General features: G+C 69.1%; 18 protein-coding genes. 3 read left to right on the plus strand and 15 right to left on the minus strand.

Translation table 11 applies throughout. The features are described 5' to 3' along the window. Window positions 1–124 precede the first annotated feature (124 nt). Window positions 125–1,396 (plus strand): XRE family transcriptional regulator, encoded by a 1,272-nt coding sequence (locus ACWCP8_RS01035; RefSeq protein WP_451113852.1) that lies wholly within the window; start codon window positions 125–127, stop codon window positions 1,394–1,396. Beyond that, window positions 1,393–1,929: a GNAT family N-acetyltransferase gene (locus ACWCP8_RS01040; RefSeq protein WP_352266298.1), complete on the plus strand. Its 537-nt coding sequence runs from the start codon at window positions 1,393–1,395 to the stop codon at window positions 1,927–1,929. The genes ACWCP8_RS01035 and ACWCP8_RS01040 overlap by 4 nt, the downstream gene beginning before the upstream one ends. Window positions 1,930–1,965: 36 nt before the next feature. On the opposite strand, the gene ACWCP8_RS01045 is transcribed toward ACWCP8_RS01040, so the two are convergent. The 10 genes from ACWCP8_RS01045 to ACWCP8_RS01090 all read right to left on the minus strand — a co-directional run bounded on the left by ACWCP8_RS01045 (window position 1,966) and on the right by ACWCP8_RS01090 (window position 10,558). Next, the gene (locus tag ACWCP8_RS01045; RefSeq protein ID WP_451113853.1) at window positions 1,966–2,478 is read right to left on the minus strand and encodes a mycothiol transferase; all 513 of its coding nucleotides are present in this window, start codon (window positions 2,476–2,478) and stop codon (window positions 1,966–1,968) included. Continuing rightward, window positions 2,475–2,876: a VOC family protein gene (locus tag ACWCP8_RS01050; protein ID WP_352266296.1), complete on the minus strand. Its 402-nt coding sequence runs from the start codon at window positions 2,874–2,876 to the stop codon at window positions 2,475–2,477. Before ACWCP8_RS01050 ends, ACWCP8_RS01045 begins: the two co-directional genes overlap by 4 nt. Before the next feature lie 94 nt (window positions 2,877–2,970). Beyond that, window positions 2,971–3,582, minus strand: coding sequence for a response regulator transcription factor (locus ACWCP8_RS01055; RefSeq protein ID WP_030915281.1), 612 nt, complete (start codon window positions 3,580–3,582; stop codon window positions 2,971–2,973). Then, window positions 3,579–4,757 carry a sensor histidine kinase gene (locus tag ACWCP8_RS01060; protein ID WP_352266295.1) on the minus strand — a complete coding sequence of 393 codons (1,179 nt, stop codon included), beginning with the start codon at window positions 4,755–4,757 and terminating at the stop codon, window positions 3,579–3,581. The genes ACWCP8_RS01055 and ACWCP8_RS01060 overlap by 4 nt, the downstream gene beginning before the upstream one ends. Beyond that, entirely contained in the window at window positions 4,754–5,509 is a 756-nt protein-coding gene (locus ACWCP8_RS01065) for an ABC transporter permease (protein WP_451113854.1), read from the minus strand. The genes ACWCP8_RS01060 and ACWCP8_RS01065 overlap by 4 nt, the downstream gene beginning before the upstream one ends. Beyond that, window positions 5,506–6,441, minus strand: a complete 936-nt coding sequence (locus ACWCP8_RS01070; RefSeq protein WP_352266294.1) for an ABC transporter ATP-binding protein — start codon at window positions 6,439–6,441, stop codon at window positions 5,506–5,508. Before ACWCP8_RS01070 ends, ACWCP8_RS01065 begins: the two co-directional genes overlap by 4 nt. 187 nt (window positions 6,442–6,628) lie before the next feature. Further along, on the minus strand, window positions 6,629–8,728 hold the full coding sequence (locus ACWCP8_RS01075) for a hypothetical protein (protein ID WP_451113855.1): 2,100 nt from the start codon (window positions 8,726–8,728) through the stop codon (window positions 6,629–6,631). Window positions 8,729–8,903: 175 nt separating this feature from the next. Beyond that, window positions 8,904–9,350, minus strand: a complete 447-nt coding sequence (locus tag ACWCP8_RS01080; protein WP_352266292.1) for a DUF6113 family protein — start codon at window positions 9,348–9,350, stop codon at window positions 8,904–8,906. Beyond that, a complete protein-coding gene (gene mshB / locus ACWCP8_RS01085; RefSeq protein WP_352266291.1) occupies window positions 9,347–10,300 on the minus strand; it encodes an N-acetyl-1-D-myo-inositol-2-amino-2-deoxy-alpha-D-glucopyranoside deacetylase in 954 nt (317 codons plus the stop codon). The genes ACWCP8_RS01080 and mshB overlap by 4 nt, the downstream gene beginning before the upstream one ends. Before the next feature lie 63 nt (window positions 10,301–10,363). After that, entirely contained in the window at window positions 10,364–10,558 is a 195-nt protein-coding gene (locus ACWCP8_RS01090; RefSeq protein WP_030915260.1) for a hypothetical protein, read from the minus strand. 204 nt (window positions 10,559–10,762) lie between these two features. Between ACWCP8_RS01090 and ACWCP8_RS01095 the strand changes: the two genes are divergently transcribed. After that, window positions 10,763–12,895, plus strand: a complete 2,133-nt coding sequence (locus ACWCP8_RS01095; RefSeq protein ID WP_352266290.1) for a S9 family peptidase — start codon at window positions 10,763–10,765, stop codon at window positions 12,893–12,895. A gap of 162 nt (window positions 12,896–13,057) precedes the next feature. Here ACWCP8_RS01095 and ACWCP8_RS01100 read toward each other — a convergent pair whose 3' ends face one another. From ACWCP8_RS01100 to ACWCP8_RS01120, 5 genes are all read right to left on the minus strand, one after another. After that, window positions 13,058–14,206 (minus strand): ABC transporter ATP-binding protein, encoded by a 1,149-nt coding sequence (locus ACWCP8_RS01100; protein WP_451113856.1) that lies wholly within the window; start codon window positions 14,204–14,206, stop codon window positions 13,058–13,060. Continuing rightward, the gene (locus ACWCP8_RS01105; RefSeq protein ID WP_352266288.1) at window positions 14,196–15,173 is read right to left on the minus strand and encodes an ABC transporter ATP-binding protein; all 978 of its coding nucleotides are present in this window, start codon (window positions 15,171–15,173) and stop codon (window positions 14,196–14,198) included. Before ACWCP8_RS01105 ends, ACWCP8_RS01100 begins: the two co-directional genes overlap by 11 nt. Window positions 15,174–15,186: 13 nt before the next feature. Further along, a complete protein-coding gene (locus tag ACWCP8_RS01110) occupies window positions 15,187–16,161 on the minus strand; it encodes an ABC transporter permease (protein ID WP_352266287.1) in 975 nt (324 codons plus the stop codon). Continuing rightward, a complete protein-coding gene (locus ACWCP8_RS01115) occupies window positions 16,154–17,077 on the minus strand; it encodes an ABC transporter permease (protein ID WP_352266286.1) in 924 nt (307 codons plus the stop codon). Before ACWCP8_RS01115 ends, ACWCP8_RS01110 begins: the two co-directional genes overlap by 8 nt. 95 nt (window positions 17,078–17,172) lie before the next feature. Next, window positions 17,173–18,810 (minus strand): peptide ABC transporter substrate-binding protein, encoded by a 1,638-nt coding sequence (locus ACWCP8_RS01120; RefSeq protein ID WP_451113857.1) that lies wholly within the window; start codon window positions 18,808–18,810, stop codon window positions 17,173–17,175. Between the last annotated feature and the right edge of the window lie 149 nt (window positions 18,811–18,959).

Below are 18,959 nucleotides of genomic sequence, written 5' to 3' on the forward strand. Positions count from 1 at the left end.
CAAGGAGATCCCCATATGAACCTCCGCAGAAGGCAATTCGGGATGCCGTCCGCTCACGGACGACCGGAAATTTCTGGCGCCCGATCGCCCCACTGCCGGTGCCGGTTGTCGCTACCGTGAGTTCATGACGGGAAAGACCGGCAACGCCGTACTGGCCGATCGTATGAATGCTGCGGGTCTGATGCAGCACGAACTCGCAGCCCGGCTCAATGAGCACATCGAGCGGCTGACCGGCCGGCCCGGAACCCTTCAGGACCGGCACATCCGGAACTACCTGACCGGAAGAACCCGTTGGCCGCACAACCGTCAACGGCAGGCTCTGGAGGCAGAATTCGGCTGCACGGCCGAGGAGCTCGGCTTCGTCCCCCGGCAGAGCTCCTCCTCGGCTGCCGTCCGAGCGACACCGGAGGATTCCGTGGAGCGACGAGCCTTCACCACCAGGGCCGCGGTGGTCGCCGCAGGCGTTGTCCTGCCCGCAGCGCGGAACAGCATCGGCTTCAGCGACGTGCGGCGCATCGACCAGGCTCTGGACGCTCTGTATCAGGAAGAGAACAAGCTCGGCGGCACCAGTCGTATCGAAGCCCAGTTCCTGGGCTGGATGAACCATTCCCTGTCCCTGCTCAACAGCGGCCGCGCCTCGGCCCGCGTACGTTCCCTGCTCTATGCCACGGCCGCGAACGCGGCGAGCACCGCAGCCTGGGCCGCTCTCGACTCGCACCACCAGCAGCGGGCCGCGCAGCATCTCGAGCGTGCTGTCACCTTGGCCGGCCTGTCCGGAGATCCCGAAGCCGTTCACCGGGCGTGGAACAACGTCGCCATGCTTGCGGGGCAACGCGGACGCCCCATCGAGGCCCTTCATGCCGCGCAGGCAGCGCGGGACTCGGGCATGGCGCGGCGCGATCCTCTGTACGCGTCCCACGCCCACGTCCGGATCGCCCTGTCCCACGCACGTATCCGTGACAAACAGGCCGCACTCCGTGCCCTGGGTCACGCGGAGGACGCGCTCGCCCGCACCGATCCGGCTCATCGCCCCACCTGGCTCGCCTACTACGACAGGGCTGAACTGCACGGCCTGGCCGGGATCGTTCACCAGCGGCTCGGCCGGCCCGAGCAGGCCGAAGCCCGCACCCATCAGGCACTTGCGCGACTCAGCCCCGAGCTCACCCGGAACCGGGTCTACTACACCGCCCAACTCGCCCTCGCGCAGCTCAATCAGGACGCCATCGAGGCGGCGTGCGCGACCGCCGACCGCGCGCTCACCACAGCCGGAACGGCGCCCGGAAGCCACCGCATCAGCAGTCTCCTCGACGACTTTCGCCGTCGGCTGACCACGCACCCCTCCCCCCTCGCACGCGAATGGCTGCAGCACACAACCGTGAAGGAGACCGCCGAATGACCCTCGATCTGCGGCACTGCACGGACAGCGAACTGCCGGGCATCCGCCACGTCCTCCTGGACGTGTATGCGGAGGTGTACGCCGGTCAACTGCATGTGCCGTTCGCCGGCCTTGAGCGTTTCGATCAACGACTGACGAATCACTCCAGAGGCACCGGCTGGGAAGCGGTGATCGGCTATGCCGGCGCCGAACCCGTCGGCTACGCCTACGCCGCACCCCTGCCCGAGGACGCCCGCTGGTGGACACACATGACCACCCCCCTGCCCGAAGGTTTCACGAAAGAGACCGGGTCACGCACGCTCGCCCTGTTCGAGTTGATGGTGCGCGAGCCGTGGCGGGACACGGGCGCCGCGCACGCCATTCATGAGGAGCTGCTCAGCCGCCGCACGGAGCAACGGGTCACGCTGCTGTGCGAGCGGGAACACCCCGGGGTCAAGGCGCTCTACGAAACGTGGGGATACGCCCACATAGGCGATCAGCGGCCCTTTCCCGACAGCCCTCTGTTCGCCGTCATGGTGCGCGCCCTCCGCTAGGACAGCGGGAGCAGTCGGTCGACGCCGCAGGATGCTCTAGGTCAGGACCATCCAGCGTCGGCCGTCGATGAGTTCACGTGCCGCGTCGAGGTGGCCTGCGTGGCACGCGGTTTCGGTGATGACGTGCAGCAGAACGTCCCGAAGGTTGTGCAGGTGCGGTTCACCGAAGAGGTGATGCGGCCACCAGGCCAGGGCGGTGTCCGCAGCTGTGGCGGCGATGACGGCGTCTGCGAGATCCGTCTCGTGGCGGTACCGTCCGAGGACGTCGGCGGCCGTCAGACCGGGGCCCACCTGCCAGGCGTCGTCGCTGTCGTCCAGGGCCCGGATGACGTCCTTCTCACCGGCGACGACGGCACGGAACCAGAACCGTTCGACGTCCAGCGCAAGGTGCTGCACGAGTCCCAGGCAGTTCCATCCGGACGGCAGCACGGCTTGCCGCAGCGCATCCGCGTCCAGCCCGTCGAGAATTCCCGTGATGTGGCGTCGCTGCCCGTCCAGGGCTCTGAGGAGCGCCCTGATCTCGCCGTTCGGTGGCGCTTCCCCGGTCACTTCGCAATCTCCCAGATGTGGCCACCGGGGTCGCGGAAGCTGGCGGTCCGGATTCCCCAGGGCCGGTCCATCGGCCCGTTCAGCAGCGTCACGCCTCGTGCGGTCAGCTCCTCGCACATCGCGTCCACGTCATCCACGGCAAGGGTGAGCTGGAAGCGGGATCCGGCGTCGGGCGCCGCGACGCGCGCGGGCTCGATCAGCTCGTGCGCCTCGGTGGTCCTCAGCAGGTTGATGAGAGTGTCCCCGAAGCCGAATACGGCCGAGTTGTCGTCCTCGAAGATCACCGGCAGTCCGAAGACCTCCCGGTAGAAACGTTCTGTGGTGTCCAGGTCCTCGACGAACAGGGTGAGGGCGCCGATGCCCCCGGGCCACGCAGGATCGCTTGTCTTGTCGGTCACGGTTACAGAGGATCTCCGAATCGGCGGTGCCGTGTACAGGGGGCGGTCGGCCCGGACCGCCCCGTCCCCACCCCCGAGGCCTGATTCCGGGCCGCTACAGCCAGCCCTTCTCGCTCGCGATCCGTACCGCCTCCGCCCTGTTCCGCGCCGCCATCTTCTGGATCGCCGTGGACAGGTAGTTGCGGACCGTGCCCTGCGAGAGATGGAGCGCGGTGGCGATCTCCGCGTTGGTCGAGCCGTCGGCCGCCGTGCGCAGGACATCGCGTTCGCGTTCGGTCAGTGGGCTCGCCCCGTCGGCGAGCGCGGCCGCCGCCAGCGTCGGGTCGATGACGCGTTCTCCGGCGAGCACCTTGCGTACCGCCTCGGCGAGTTGGGCGGCGGGGGCGTCCTTCACCAGGAAGGCGTCCGCGCCCGACTCCATCGCGCGGCGCAGATAGCCGGGGCGGCCGAACGTCGTGACGACGACGACCTTCACGGCGGGGAGTTCGCTCCGCAGCAGTCCTGCCGCTTCGATGCCCGTCATGCCCGGCATCTCGATGTCGAGGAGCGCGACGTCGACGGCGTGCTCGCGGGCCGCGGCGAGCACCTCGTCACCGCGGGCGACCTGGGCCACCACCTCGATGTCGGGTTCCAGACCGAGCAGCGCCGCGAGGGCCTCGCGCACCATGGACTGGTCCTCGGCCAGGAGGAGTCTGATCATGCTCATTCCCCGGATCCTAGGTCGGATCCGAGCGGAACACTGAGGGTGAGGGTAAAGCCTTTACCGGAAGCGGAGTCGGTGGGCCGGGTGGTCATCGTGCCGTCGACCGTGGCGAGGCGTTCGGTGATACCGGTGAGGCCGTTGCCCGGCTTCGTACCGGAGCCGCCCCGGCCGTCGTCCGCCACCGTGAGTTCCAGGATCCGGCCGCCGAGCGTCTGGCGTGGGGCGAGGGTGACCGTGCAGCGGCGGGCGCCGCTGTGGCGTACGACATTGGTGACGGCTTCCCGCAGCGCCCAGGCGAGGACTTCCTCCGGCTTCTCGGGGAGGTCGTCGGGGGGATCGGTCGGGACGTCGGCGGTGATGCCGGCGGCGGCGAGTGCGGTACGGGTTCCGGCCAGTTCACCGGGGAGCGTCGGCCGCCGGTAGCCGGTGACAGCACTGCGTACGTCCACCAGGGCCTGGCGGCTGACCTGTTCGATGTCGGCGACCTGGAGCGCCGCCTGGTCGGGGTGGTCGGGGAGCATCCGTCCGGCCAGCTCGCTCTTGAGCGTGATCAGCGAGAGCGAGTGGCCGAGCAGGTCGTGCAGGTCGCGGGCGAGCCGCAGCCGCTCCTCGTTGGCGGCGAGCTGGGCGACGGTGGCGCGGGCCTCGCGCAGCTCGATCGTCGTACGGATCATCTGCCGTACGCCGGTCATCGCGAACCCGCCGAGGAGTGCGGGGACGACCAGGGCGGTGATGATCTCGCGCGGGTGGTCGCCGGTCAGGCCGATGCCGACGAGTACGGCGGTGACGGCGGGGATCAGCCACCCGGCGGTCCGCAGGGGCAGGGTGGCCCCGACGGTGACGGAGACGTACACGAAGAGGACCAGCCACGGGGTGCCCAGCGTCAGGGAGAGGGCGACGGCCAGGGCGCCGAGGAAGGCGATCGTCGTCCCGACCCGGCGACGGTCCAGCGCCTTCGACGTGTGGCGGAAGACGAGGACCAGGTACGTCCCGACGAAGACCACCAGGCCGAGGGCGCCCAGCGCGGTGGCCCACGGCGTGTGGTTGCCGTCGAGGAGGTCCTTGACCGGGGCGCTCATGAACGCGAGCCAGATGCCGATCCAGAGCAGCTTGATGCCCACCTGGCGGCGGTTGGTCGGCGGGCGCCCGATCCCTACGAACGTCGCGTCGTCGTTCACGCCTTGAGGGTGTCCTTCCGGTAGAGCCAGGCCGCGCCACCCGCGAAGAGCAGGAAGTAGACGCAGAGGATGCCGACGTCCTTGGCGTGCGGCGAGCCGCCCATCTCGACGGCCTGGCCGAGAGAAGCGTACGCGTGGGTGGGCAGCCACCCGGAGATGTTCTGGAGCCACTGCGGGAAGGTCGCGCTGGGCATCCACAGGCCGCCGAGGATCGACAGCGCAAAGTAGATGATCATGGTGATCGGGCGGACCGCGTCGCCGCTGGCGAGGTAACCGATGGCGACCCCGAGCGCGGCGAAGACCAGCGAACCGGCCCAGATGACCCCGACCAGCGCGAACCACTGCCAGGCGTCCAGCCGCACGTGCTTGACGGCAGCGGCGACCAGGAAGACGACCACGATGCACGGCAGGGTGACCATCGCGGCGCTGGCGATCTTCGCCAGGACGTAGCCGCGGCTGGGCAGTGCGGTCAGGCGCAGCTGGCGGACCCAGCCCTTCTCGCGCTCCTTGGCGATGCGCTCGCTGTTGCCCATCAGTACGGCGGTCAGCGCGCCGAACGAGGCCATCGAGACCATGAAGAAGGCCTGCAGCGTCAGGTCGGTGTGCGGGACCTTGTCGGTGGTGTTCTGCGTGCCGGAGATCAGCAGGTAGATCACCGACGGGTAGATGATCGAGAAGAACATGAACTTCTTGTTCCGCAGGGTGCGGGTCACTTCGAGCCTGATGAGTGTCCACGAGAAGAAATTCATCATGCGGTCCTGGCCTCCTCGGCCTCGGTGATGGCGACGAAGGCCTGCTCCAGGCCGAGTCCTGCGACTTCGAGTTCGCGCGGGTAGAGGCCGAGCGCGTAGACCGCGTGGACGGTCGCGTCGGCGTTGTGCGACTGGATGCGGACCCTGTTGCCGCTGATGTCGAACGTGGACAGGAACGGCAGGTCGCGCAGGGCCGCCTCGTCGATCGGGCCCTCCAGCTCGAAGGAGATCCGGCGGGCCCCGGCCTTCGCCTTGATCTCGGCCGCGGTGCCGTCGGCGAGGAGCCGGCCCTTGTGGAGGACGAGAACGCGGTCGGCGATCGCATCGGCCTCTTCGAGGTAGTGCGTGGCGAACAGGACGGTACGGCCCTGCTCGGCCTGCTCGCGCATGGTGGCCCAGAAGGCCTGGCGGGCGGTGACATCCATGCCGGTGGTCGGCTCGTCGAGGACGATCAGGTCGTTGGCCCCGGCGGTGGCGAGCGCGAACCGTACGCGCTGCTCCTGGCCGCCGGAGAGCTTGTTGACCATCCGGTCGGCGATCGACGCGATGCCCGCGCGGGCCAGGACTTCGGAGACCGGGTACGGGCGGGGGTGCAGATGGCAGACGAGCCGGACGATCTCCTCGACCGTGACGTCCTCCATCAGGCCGCCGCTCTGCAGCATCGCGCCGACCCGGCCCCGGGCGATCGCCTCCTGCGGGGACGTGCCGAAGAGCCGGACCGTGCCGGAGTCCGCGGTGCGCAGGCCGAGGAGCAGATCGAGGGTGGAGGACTTTCCGGCGCCGTTGGGGCCGAGGAGCGCCACGGTCTCGCCGGGGTGCAGGTCGAGGGAGAGCCCGTCGACGGCGCGCACGTCCCCGTATGCCTTGCTGACCTGGTCGAAGCTGACCACGGCCGCTTGCGCGGTGGTGGCTTCGGTGGCTGTCGTTGTCATGCGCCCAGCCTGGCGGAGCGGGGTGTTCGCCCGGCAGGGTCACGGGTCGTGAATCGGGGATGACAGATGTCATGCCGGACGTATGACACCGCCCGAGCGCCGCCGTCGTGGAGTACGCACGGCACCGCCCCCGGCCGGAGGTACGGGCGGGGGCGGTGCCGTGCGTGCTGCGGCGGTACGGGTGGTGCTATCCGTTGCCGTCGAGGGCGATCGTGGCGGTGCGCTCGGCGGGGGTCCTGCCGAGCAGCGCGGTCTGCATGGCATGCGCCACGTCGTCCGCACTCAGCTGGTGCTTCTTGCCGTCACCCTTGGTGATCATGATGCCGTCGAAGACGCCGTCGCAGAGGGTGTCGATCGCGGTCTTGTTGTAGTACTCGACCAGTCGGCCGTCGACCGCCCTCATGGAGAGGATCTGCGGCAGCGACTTCGCGGGGCCGAACTGGATCTGCTTGGGCCCGGCCTTGATGGTGATCAGGCCGGACATCGCGGGCTTCGCGAATTCCTTCATCGCCCGGTCCAGTTCGGCCTGGTCGATGGTGGGCTCGCGGGTGGCGACCGGCAGTTCGACCGTGGCCGGCTTGCCCGTCTGCACCTGGGCGCGGTACGCGTCCCGGACCGAGATCATCGACCGGTTGACGTCCAGCGCCTTGCCCACCTTGCCGGGAACCTCGACGGCCTTGCCCGGCTCGAACTTGATCGTGCCGTCACGGGCGGAGCCGGAGGCACCCGCCAGATCGGTCAGCGCGACGCCGAGCTTCTCCTTGTCGACCGGGATCACCGGGTCGGCCTTCCGCTCGCCGCCGAAGAGGGAGCCGATCACCGACACCGGGTTGTAGTCGCTGCCCGCGGCACCACGCACGGTCTCCTGGCTGTCCAGCGAGAGACCGGCCTTGTCCGGGGCCAGCTGCGTGTTCTTGCCGTCCACGGACAGCCGGAGGGGGGCCTTGGCGCGCTCGCCGAGCGCCGCGTCCAGTTTGGCGACAGCCTGCTCCTTCGTACCGCCGCCGATGTCGACGCCGAGGACGGTGGTGCCCTTGGCAACCTCGGAGTGGTTCATCAGCAGGCCCGCACCGTACGCGACTCCGGCCAGACCGACGACTCCCACGCAGAGCAGGACCAGCTTGGAGCGGCCCTTCTTCACGGGGGCCGGGGCAGGGCGGGTGGCGGCGGGGGCGGGCGACGGGGCGGCGGGGCGACCCGGTCCGGTGCCCATCGGGCTGTCCGGGAGAGGGGGTGTCAGGCCGGGACCCGGCACGCCGGGACCGCCGGGCCGCGCGAACGGCGACGGTGCGGACGGCGCGCGATGCTCCTGCGGGACGACCGGGATGCCACTGGTGAGCGTGTCCCCGGAGACATTGCCGCCGGGACCGGAGGCGGGCGCCGCGAACTGCGGCGTCAGGACGGCCGTGTCGTCGGACATCCGCGGAGGTACGCCACCGGGAGCACCGGGACCGGACAGGCCGGACGGACCACCGGGGCGGCCGGCGAATCCGTCCGCGCCACCGAGGTTCGGGCTGAGCGGCGAGGTGCCGGTGACCGGACCGGTGGTGGCACCGGACGGGCCCGGCGTACGCACACCGAGGTTCGGCGTGGCGCGCGGCCCGGGAATCTCGTCCCCACCGAACTCGTCACGGGCACCGGGGCGAGGCGCCCCCTGGTCGCCTCCGCGCTGCGGACCCTCCGAGAAGTACGGAAGGTCGGCGCGCGGCGGGGTCGGTCCGGCGGATCCCGCAGATCTACCGGCATCCATGTCCGCACCGGCACCCGTGCCCACGCCCGGGCCACCGCCGGCCGGTGCGCCCGCGCCGTCGACCACCGACGTGTTCGTCGGAGCCTTGCGCGGGGCGAACCAGTCGCTGCCGCTCTTCTCTCTGGACGGCTTGTCGGCGGCCGGTTCCGCGGTCGCCGATCCGTCCCGCGCCTCGTCGGCCGGCTCACCCTGTGCACCAGGTGCGCCGTTGGATGCGGGTCCGCCCGGACGCGGCGTGCTGCCTGTGCGCTCACGCGAGGCGTCCGCCTCGGCCTCGCTCATCGGCGTACGCATGACGACCGGGGGGATGGGACGCGATCCCGGGATGTTGATCCGGATACGCGTCGTCAGTGTCGTCTCGGTCCTCGGCTCTTCGGGCTGAGGCGCATCCGCAGACTCCGGGGACTCCTCAGGGGCGTCCTGCGAAGGGTGCAGCGACGGATACTGGCGTGATCCGTACGGCGGCGTACCCGACGGGTACGCGGCTCCCCCGCGCCCCTGGGGCCCGGAGGACGAACTGTCAGTTTCACGACTCAAAGCAGGTTCTCCCGATTGGCTCCGCCGCCCGTACTTCCCCCATGCCGCAGGCCAGGGAACGGCTCGGCGCGCGAACCACCATACTGGCCGCCGCCGCCGGACACCCCGCGACCGGGGGAGACGGCGGCGCACCCCCCGGACGAACAGGGGGCATTACGGGATCGGACGTGGCACATTACTTGCCAGGTCGACCGCTGTCGGCGCCTTGTTGAGGCGATCGCGACATGGTGGCACACATCACAGCGATCGCCATCCCGCCCAGCATGAAGAGGGTGAGGCCCAGTTCGTCGCCGAAGACGTAGTCGCCCTCCGGCCGCCCGCCGAGCAGAACGACGACCGAAATCAGCCAGCCCGCGGCGGGCGCCAGGGCGCCGATCTGGGTGCCGGTGAGCAGCCGGCCGCCGTAGAACAGTCCGGCGCAGGCCACCAGTGCGAGCAGCAAACCGCCCGGGAACCAGGCGGCTTGGACGAACGCTCCGGCGAGCCCGACGAGCACGCCGAGGACCACGAGGCCCAGGTAGGCGCCGATGCGGCCGGGGTTCAGGGGCGCAGCAAGGCCGGTGGGCACGGGCTCTCCGGGCGGGGCGTCGGTGCGGGACGGGCGCTGCTTGCCGTTGCTCATGGACGTGCTCCCGACTGTGCTTCCGGTACGCCCGGTACGCCCGGTACGCCCGCGAAGAGATCGTGTTCCCGTTCACCCTCGGGTGCTCCGGAGGCTCCGCGTACCAACTCGTAGTACTCGGTGCTGAAGACGGGCTGTCCCAAATCATTCGAAAGGGCGAAGAACGGACCTTCCACGGCGACCTGGGTGCTATGCGCCCGCATCGCCGCCGTCTTGGCCGCCGCTTGGGCCGCGCCGTCGATCTCCGTGGTGATCTGCGTGTCGTTCACCACACCCGGTACGTCATCGATCGCGGCGATCCCCGGGAAGGCGTCGGGGGCTGTGGCGCGCAGCCGTGCGAAGGCCTGCTCGGCGACGGAGCGCGGCACCCGGTTCCAGTAGATCTTGTCGATGGTGTGCGGCGAGGTGCCCGGGGATGCCTGCGGGGCGTCGGGCCCGGTGCGGTAGGCGGGATCGGCCGCGAGATCCGCGGCGCGCATCGCGACGCGGTGCGCCTGGATGTGGTCCGGGTGCCCGTAGCCGCCGTCGGGGTCGTACGTGACGAGGACCTGCGGGCGTACCGAGCGGATCACCTCCACGAGGTACGCGGCGGCGTCGTCGACGTCCGTGTTCCAGAAGGCGCCGGGCCGATGGTTCTGCTCGGCGCCCATCATTCCGGAGTCACGGAACCGGCCGGGTCCGCCGAGGAACCGGTGGTCGGTGACCCCGAGCTCCTTCATCGCGGCGGCGAGTTCACCGATGCGATGGGTGCCCAGGGTGTCGTCCCGGTCGGCCGCGAGGTGCGCGAGCTCGGGCGGGATGACCTCGCCCTCCTCGCCGAGCGTGCAGGTCACCAGGGTGACCTGGGCGCCCTGGGCCGCGTACAGGGCCATGGTGGCGCCGTTGTTGATCGACTCGTCGTCGGGGTGCGCGTGCACCAGGAGCAGACGACGGGCGGGAAGGTCCGTCATGGGACCCACCCTACGAGCCGACCGGCCCACGGTCCGACCGTGGACGGCGGCCCGGGCCCCGGGTCAGAACTTGATGCCCCCGATCATGCCGGCCACATTCGTGGTCAGTTCCGAGATGGTGGGCGCAATGGACGAACTGGCGAGATAGAAACCGAGCAGCATGCAGACCACCGCATGTCCGCCCTTCAGTCCGGATTTCCGGATCAGTAGGAAGACGACGATCGCCAGCAGCACCACCGCCGAAATCGAGAGTGCCACGGCGGTTCACCTCCATCAGTACGGTCGGGGACGGGCAGCACGCATGGAGCCAGCAGGTTCTTACCCACCGAGCGCTACGGATCATAACTATCCGTGCCACCGCATTGATCGGGGCACAGCAGCACGAGGGGCGCACGACCGGGTGGTCGGGCGCTCTGCCGGGTCCGGGGACCGACGCCGCATCAGGCCCTAGGGTTCGGGGTTATGACCTTGCAGAAGCTTTCGTTTCCCCGACAGCACGCCAGGACTCAGCGGTTCACCCTCGGCGCTCCCCGTGCATTCACCGTCTCGCCGGACGGGGAGCGGGTGATCTTCCTGCGGTCGGCCTCCGGCACGGACCGGTCCAACAAGCTCTGGGTGCTGGACCTGGCGGCCGACGGCACGCCGAAGGAGCGGGTCGTCGCCGACCCCGGGACACTGCTGGGCGGTTCGGCGGAGAAGCTGTCGGCACAGGAGCGGGCGCGGCGCGAGCGCAGCCGTGAGGGGTCCTCGGGGATCGTCGGGTACGCGGTGGACTCGGCGGCCGAGTTGGCGGCGTTCGCACTCTCCGGGAAGGTGTACGTCGCCGAGTTGCGGGCCGGTTCGACGCGCGCGCTGCCGGTACCCGGCCCGGTGCTCGACCCCCGGCCGTCGCCCGACGGGCGCCATGTCGCCTACGTGTCGAAGGGCGCACTGCGGGTCGTGGGGGCGGAGGGCGACGGGGACCGGGCGCTCGCGGAGCCGGAGGACGCGCACATCTCGTACGGTCTCGCGGAGTTCATCGCGGCCGAGGAGATGCAGCGCTCGCGCGGGTTCTGGTGGTCGCCGGAGTCGGACCGGCTGCTCGTCGCCCGGGTCGACGACAGCGCGGTGAAGCGCTGGTGGATCGCCGACCCGGCACACCCGGACCGCAAGCCCGCCGAGGTGGCGTACCCGGCGGCGGGGACGCCCAACGCCGACGTGCGGCTCCTGGTGCTGGGACTGGACGGCACCCGTACCGAAGTGGTCTGGGACCGGTCGCGCTATCCGTATCTGGCGCAGGTGCACTGGTCGTCCCAGGGTGCCCCGCTGATCCTTGTCCAGGCCCGTGACCAGCGCAGTCAGCTCTTCCTCGCGGTGGACCCGGAGAGCGGTACGACGCGGACGGTCCATGTCGACGAGGACCCCGTGTGGCTGGACCTCTTCGCCGGGGTGCCCGCGTGGGCGCCGGACGGGCGGCTGGTGCGGATCGTTGACGAGGGCGGGGCGCGGGTGCTCTCGGTCGGCGACCGGCCGCTTACCGGGGCGCAGTTGCAGATCCTGGCGGTCCTGGACATCGGTGAATCGGATGTCCTGGTGGCGGCGTCGGCGGGCGAGGAGGCCGCGGAGCCGGAGATCGGCGAGAGCCATGTGTACCGGGTCAACGAGCTGGGCGTGGAGCGGGTCTCCGAGGGGGCGGGGGTGCACTCGGCGGTCCGGGCGGGCGGGGTGACCGTGCTGGTCTCCACCTCGCTGGAGCGGCCCGGCGCCACGGTGCGGGTACTGCGGGACGGCAAGCAGATCGCCACGGTCGCGACATATGCGGAGGAGCCGGTTCTGTCGCCGCGGGTGCAGCTCACCGAGGGGGGCGCACACCGGATTCCGTGCGCCGTGCTGCTCCCCACCGACTATCAGGAGTCGGATGGTCCGCTTCCGGTACTGATGGATCCGTACGGTGGACCGCACGGCCGGCGGGTCGTCGCCGCGCACAATCCGCACCTCACCTCGCAGTGGTTCGCCGACCAGGGCTTCGCGGTGGTCGTCGCGGACGGCCGCGGCTCTCCGGGGCGGTCCCCCGCCTGGGAGAAGGCGATCAAGAACAACCTGGTCCTCACCCTGGACGACCAGGTGGAGGCGGTGCACGCGCTCGCCGAAAGGTTCCCGCTGGATCTCACCAAGGTGGCGATCCGCGGCTGGTCGTACGGCGGATACCTAGCGGGCATGGCCGTACTGCGGCGGCCCGACGTCTTCCACGCGGCGGTCGTGGGTGCTCCGGTGACCGACCAGCGGCTGTACGACACCCACTACACCGAGCGCTATCTCGGTGACCCGACGACACAGCCCGAGGTGTACGCGTACAACTCGCTGCTCACCGACGAGGGGTTGTCCGAGGCCGCGGACCAGGTCCGGCCGATGATGATCGTGCACGGTCTGGCGGACGACAATGTGGTGGTCGCGCACTCCCTGCGGCTGTCGTCGGCGCTGCTCTCGGCCGGGCGGCCGCATGAGGTGCTGCCGCTCAGCGGGGTGACGCACATGACTCCGCAGGAGCAGGTTGCGGAGAATCTGCTCCTGCTGCAGGTGGACTTCCTGAAGCGGTCGCTGGGGCTGAGCGAGTAGCTCCGGCCGACCGGTCCGACGCCGCCGGGCCCGTGGTCAACAAGCAACCGGCCGGGAGGACTTGAAAGTCCTCCCGGCCGGTTCACGGCACCCGCACGGCCGTACGCTGTTCATGCTGACGCGTTCGTATATCGGACGTGCGACGGCCGAGTTGCCCGTGCGTTAACGAATGCGGGGGCCGGTGCCCGGCTCCCCCGGCTCATCGGGCGCTTCGGGCCCCTCTCCCGGTCCCTCCGGCTCCTCGGCGGGCTCCTCGCCGGGCGGCACCACCTGCTTCTCCTCCGCGAAGTGGCACGCCGAGTCGTGATGGGCCGGGGTGTCCGTCAGCCGGAAGACCGCGGGGACCGCGAGCAGCGGCACCTCCAGTTCGCACCGCTCCTGGGCCTTCCAGCAGCGGGTGCGGAAGCGGCAGCCGGACGGCGGGTTGGCCGGGGACGGCACATCGCCGTACAGGATGATCCGCTCCCGGTGCTCGCGCGCCATCGGGTCCGGCACCGGCACCGCCGACAGCAACGCCTGGGTGTACGGGTGCGTGGGATGGTCGTAGATCTGCTCGTCCGTGCCGATCTCGGCGAATCGGCCCAGATACATCACGCCGACCCGGTCGGAGATGTGCCGGACGATCGACAGGTCGTGTGCGATGAAGACGTAACTCAGGTTGAACTCCGCCTGCAGCCGGTCGAGCAGGTTGATGACCTGAGCCTGCACGGAGACGTCGAGGGCCGAGACCGGTTCGTCGGCGACGATGATCTCCGGGTTGAGGGCCAGGCCGCGGGCGATGCCGATGCGCTGGCGCTGACCGCCGGAGAACTGGTGCGGGTAGCGGTTGATGTACTCCGGGTTGAGGCCGACGACATCGAGCAGGTCCTGCACCCTGCGGCGCCGGTCGCTCTTGGGTGCCACCTCGGGGTGGATCTCGTAGGGCTCCCCGATGATGTCGCCGACCGTCATCCGGGGGTTCAGCGAGGTGTACGGGTCCTGGAACACCATCTGGATGTTCCGGCGCACGGCCTTCAGCGCGCGGCCGGACAGCTTGGTGATGTCCTCACCCTTGTACTTGATCGAGCCGGCCGTCGGCTGTTCCAGATGAACGAGCATCCTGGCGACGGTCGACTTGCCGCAGCCGGACTCCCCCACGATGCCGAGGGTCTCGCCCGCGGCCAGTTGGAAGGAGACGCCGTCGACCGCCTTGACCGCACCGACCTGCTTCTTGAACAGGATGCCCTGGGTCAGCGGATAGTGCTTGACGAGGTCGCGGACCTCCAGAATGGGTTCGCCGCCCGCGCGGGTGCTCCCCTGCTCAGCGTGCATCGAGCGTCTCCTTCCAGAAGTAGCAGGCGCTCTCGCGGTGCTGGGCCACCTCGAACAGCGGCGGCACCTCGCCACGGCAGATGTCCTGGGCCAGTGGGCAGCGCGGGTTGAAGGCGCAGCCGGGCGGGATGTGCAGCAGGTTGGGCGGCAGCCCCTTGATCGCGTACAGCTCCTGGCCCTTCTGGTCCAGCCGTGGGATCGACTGGAGGAGGCCCTTGGTGTACGGGTGGGCGGGGGCCTTGTAGATCTCGTGGACGGGGGCCGACTCCACGATCCGGCCCGCGTACATCACGGCGATGTAGTCGGCGACGTCCGCGACCACGCCCAGGTCGTGGGTGATCAGGATGAGTCCCATGTTGAGTTCGCGCTGGAGCTCGGCGAGCAGGTCCATCACCTGGGCCTGGACGGTCACATCGAGGGCGGTGGTGGGTTCGTCCGCGATGATCAGCGAGGGTTCCAGCGCCATCGCCATGGCGATCATGATGCGCTGGCGCATGCCGCCGGAGAACTGGTGCGGGTAGTTCCCGACGCGTTCCTTCGCGGCCGGGATGCGGACCCGGTCCATCAGCTCGATGGCCTTGGTCCGGGCGTCCTTGCGGGACATCCCGCGGTGCACGACGAACATCTCGCCGAGCTGCTCCCCCACGCTGAGCACGGGGTTGAGGGACGACAGCGCGTCCTGGAAGATCATGGCCATCTCCTGGCCTCGGATCTTCCGGCGCTCCTCGGTCTTGAGCTTCAGCAGATCGCGGCCCTTGAAGATGATCTCGCCGCTGCTGATCTTCCCCGGCGGCATGTCGAGAATGCCCATGATCGCCTGTGCGGTGACCGACTTGCCGGAGCCGGACTCGCCGAGGACCGCGAGCGTCTCGCCCTCGGCCACCGAGTAGTTGACCCCGTTGACGGCTTTGGCCACCCCGTCCCGGGTGTGGAACTCCACGTGCAGATCGCGCACTTCGAGCAACATGGCAACGGGCTCCTCAGCGCAGCTTGGGGTCGAGGGCGTCGCGCACCGCGTCGCCGAGCATGATGAACGCGAGCACGGTGATCGCCAGCGCTCCGGCGGGCCAGAGCAGCATGTGCGGGGCGTTGCGGATGTACTGGGAGGCGGCCGAGATGTCGATGCCCCAGGAGACTGCCGGCGGCTTCAGACCGACGCCGAGGAACGAGAGGGTCGCCTCCAGAGAGATGTACGTACCCAGGGCGATGGTCGCGACGACGATCACTGGGGCGACCGCGTTGGGGGCGATGTGGCGGAGCATCATCCGGGAATTGGAGGCACCGAGTGCGCGGGCCGCCTGGACGTAGTCGTTCTGCTTGGCGGTGATGACCGAGCCACGGGCGATACGGGCGATCTGCGGCCAGCCCAGCAGCACGATGAATCCGATCACCGGCCAGACGGTCGAGCTGGTCACCACGGAGAGGAAGACCAGGCCGCCGAGGACGACCGGGATACCGAAGAAGATGTCGGTGATACGGGAGAGGAACGAGTCCCACCAGCCGCCGAAGAAGCCGGCCAGCCCACCCAGGATGCCGCCCAGGATCGAGACTCCCACGGTGGCGCAGACGCCTACGGTGACCGATGTCCTGGCCCCGTAGACGGTACGGGTGTAGACGTCGCAGCCCTGGCCGTCGAAGCCGAACGGGTGGCCGGGCTGGGAGCCCTCCTGGGCCTTGCCCAGGTCGCAGTTGAGAGGGTCCTGGTCCGCGATCAGCGACGGCCAGATCGAGATGATCACCAGGAAGAGGATGATCAGGGAGGAGATGATGAAGACCGGGTTGCGGCACAGGTCGCGCCATGCGTCGGACCAGAGACTGCGGGGCTTCTCGGCCGGTCCGGTGCCCTCGGGGCCGCCCGGTGTCTTCTCCAGCGTCTCCCCTTGCGCCAGGGCGAGATCCATGGCTGCTCCTGCCCCACCCGGAGAGATCGCTTCGTCCGGCGTCTGCTCAGGCATAGCGGATCCTCGGGTCGAGTACGGCGTACAAGAGGTCGACGATCAGGTTGGCCGCCAGGAAGACGAGGACCAGGACGGTGACGAACCCGACGACGGTCTGGGAGTTCTGGCGCAGGATGCCCTGGTAGAGCTGGTAGCCGACGCCGTGGATGTTGAAGATGCGCTCCGTGACGATCGCCCCGCCCATCAGGGCGCCCACGTCCGTACCGATGAAGGTGACGACGGGGATCAGAGAGTTGCGCAGCAGATGCCGGAGGACGACCCGGCGCCTGGGGAGGCCCTTGGCCGTGGCGGTACGGACGTAGTCGGCGCTGGCGTTCTCGGCGATCGAGGTCCGGGTGAGCCGGGTGACGTACGCCAGAGAGACCGAGGCGAGGACGAGTCCGGGGACGAGGAGCTCGTTGAACGGCGCCTCCGGGGAGACGGACGGTTTGATGACGCCCCACTCCACGCCGAGGAGGAGCTGGAGCAGCAGACCGGTGACGAAGGTCGGGATGGAGATGACGACCAGGGTCAGGATCAGCACCGTGGTGTCGACGGGCCGGCCGCGGCGCAGGCCGGTGACGACACCGAGGGTGATGCCGATGACGACCTCGAAGACGATCGCGACGATGGTGAGCCGGATGGTGATGGGGAAGGCGGTGCCCATCAGCTCGGTGACCTTCTGGCCGTTGAACGCGGTGCCGAAGTCGCCGGTGAAGACATTGCCCATGTAGGTGGCGTACTGCTGCCAGACCGGCTTATCGAGGCCGAATTCCGAGCGGAGCTGGGCGGCGGTCGCCGGATCGCACTGGCGCTCGCCACAGAGACCCGCGATGGGGTCGCCCATCACGTTCACCATGAGGAAGATCAGCAGCGTGGTGCCGAAGAAGACCGGGATCATCTGCAGCAGCCGCCGGATCACATAACGTCCCATGAAGACTCCGGATGTCGCGGGGGGTCGGTGGCGCGGGGATGAGGAAGCCGGATGGCCGGTGCGGCACAGCGCACCGGCCATCCGGCCCTGCGGGTTTACTTGACCTTGATCTGCTCGTACACCGGGACGCTGAACTGGTTCAGCGCGACGTTGGTGATCTTCTCCGAGTAGCCGGCGCTGCCGTTCTGGTACCAGAGCGGGATGACGGGCATCTGCTCGGCAAGAACCCTCTCCGCATCCTGGAAGGTGGAGACGGCCTTGGCCTTGTCGGACTCGGCGTTGGCCTTGTCGACCAGGGAATCGAACTGCTTGTTGCTCCACTTGCCGTCGTTGGACGAGGCGTTGGTGTAGTAGAGGGGCTGCAGGAAGTTCTGGATCAGCGGGTAGTCCATCTGCCAACCCGCGCGCCAGGCGCCGGTGAGCTTCTGCTGGGAGACCTGGCTGCGGAAGTCGGCGAAGGTGCCGACCGGGGAGCCGACGCAGGCCTTGTTGTTCCCCATCGCCTTGTTGATGCTGTTGCAGACGGCGTCGACCCACTCCTTGTGCGAGCCGGTGTCCGCGTTGTACGAGATCGTCAGCTGGCCGCCGGGGATACCGCCGCCCTCCTGGATCAGCTTCTTGGCGTTCACCGCGTTGTATTCGCACGGGGCCCCGCACAGCCCCTCCTTGAAGCCGCCGTCCACGCCGAGGACCGGGGACGTCCAGTCGGAGGCGGGGGTGCGGGTCTTCTGGAAGATCTGGTCGGTGATCTGGTCGCGGTTGATCGCCATCGACAGGCCCTGCCGGACCTTGATGCCGCCGGGGGTGTCCCACTTCTTGTCGTAGAAGGGGAAGGCGAGGGTCTGGATGATGCCGGCCGGGGTGTTGATGTACCGGTCGCCGAGGTCCGCCTTGACGTTCTTCAGCTGCGAGGCCGGTACGTCGTCGACGAGGTCGAGGTTGCCCGCGATCAGGTCGGTGTAGGCAGTGTTGTTGTCGGTGTAGACCTTGAGGTCGATGCCGCCGTTCTGCGCCTTGTCGTCACCGGGGTACTTGTCCCACTTGCGCAGGCTCATCGAGGAGCCCTTGGTGTACTTCTCGATGGTGTACGGGCCGTTGCCGACGGGCTTGGCAAGCCAGCCTGCATGGTCGGTGAAGAAGCTCTGCGGCAGCGGGGCGAACGCCGGGTAGCCGAGGGTGTCCGGCCAGAGGGAGAACTTCTGCGTCAGCTTCACCGAGAAGGTCATCGGGTCGACGACCTTGAGGCCGGCAAGCTTCGTCGCGCTGGCGCTGCCGGTGTCGGGGTGGACCTTGTCGTAACCGTCGATGTATCCGAAGAAGTAGGCGTTCTTCTGATTGTTCTTCAGCAGGGCGCCGTAGTTCCAGGCGTCCACGAACGACTTCGCGGTGATCTTCTCGCCGTTGCTGAAGGTCCAGCCGTCCTTCACCGTGATGGTGAAATTCTGCGAGTCGGTGGTGTCGATCTTCTCGGCGAGCATGTTCGTCGCCGCACCGGTCTTCGGGTCGTACTTCTTCAGCCCCCGGAAGACCATGTCGAGGACCTTGCCGCCCTGCACCTCGTTGGTGTTGGCGGGCTCCAGCGGGTTCTGCGGGTCACCCCAGGAGGAGCTGACGATCCCATTGGCGCCGCCGCCGCCACCACCGCCGCCCCCGCCGCCGCCACCGCAGGCCGTCGCCACCAGGGCGACGGCCACGGCACATGCGGCCCACTTGGCCTGTGTGGCTCCGCGCATGGAATGCCTCCTCATCGAGCTCCGTCTCACGTGGAGTCAAATATCACCTGATCGATCACCTTCTGCACATTTACACCCCCCATCCGAGCGCAGCAGGTGCGCCGCGGGCGCATTCCGGTGAGCAGCGGAGTGATAGCGGCCGCGCATCG

It is taken from the genome of Streptomyces sp. NPDC002206 (assembly GCF_053593595.1).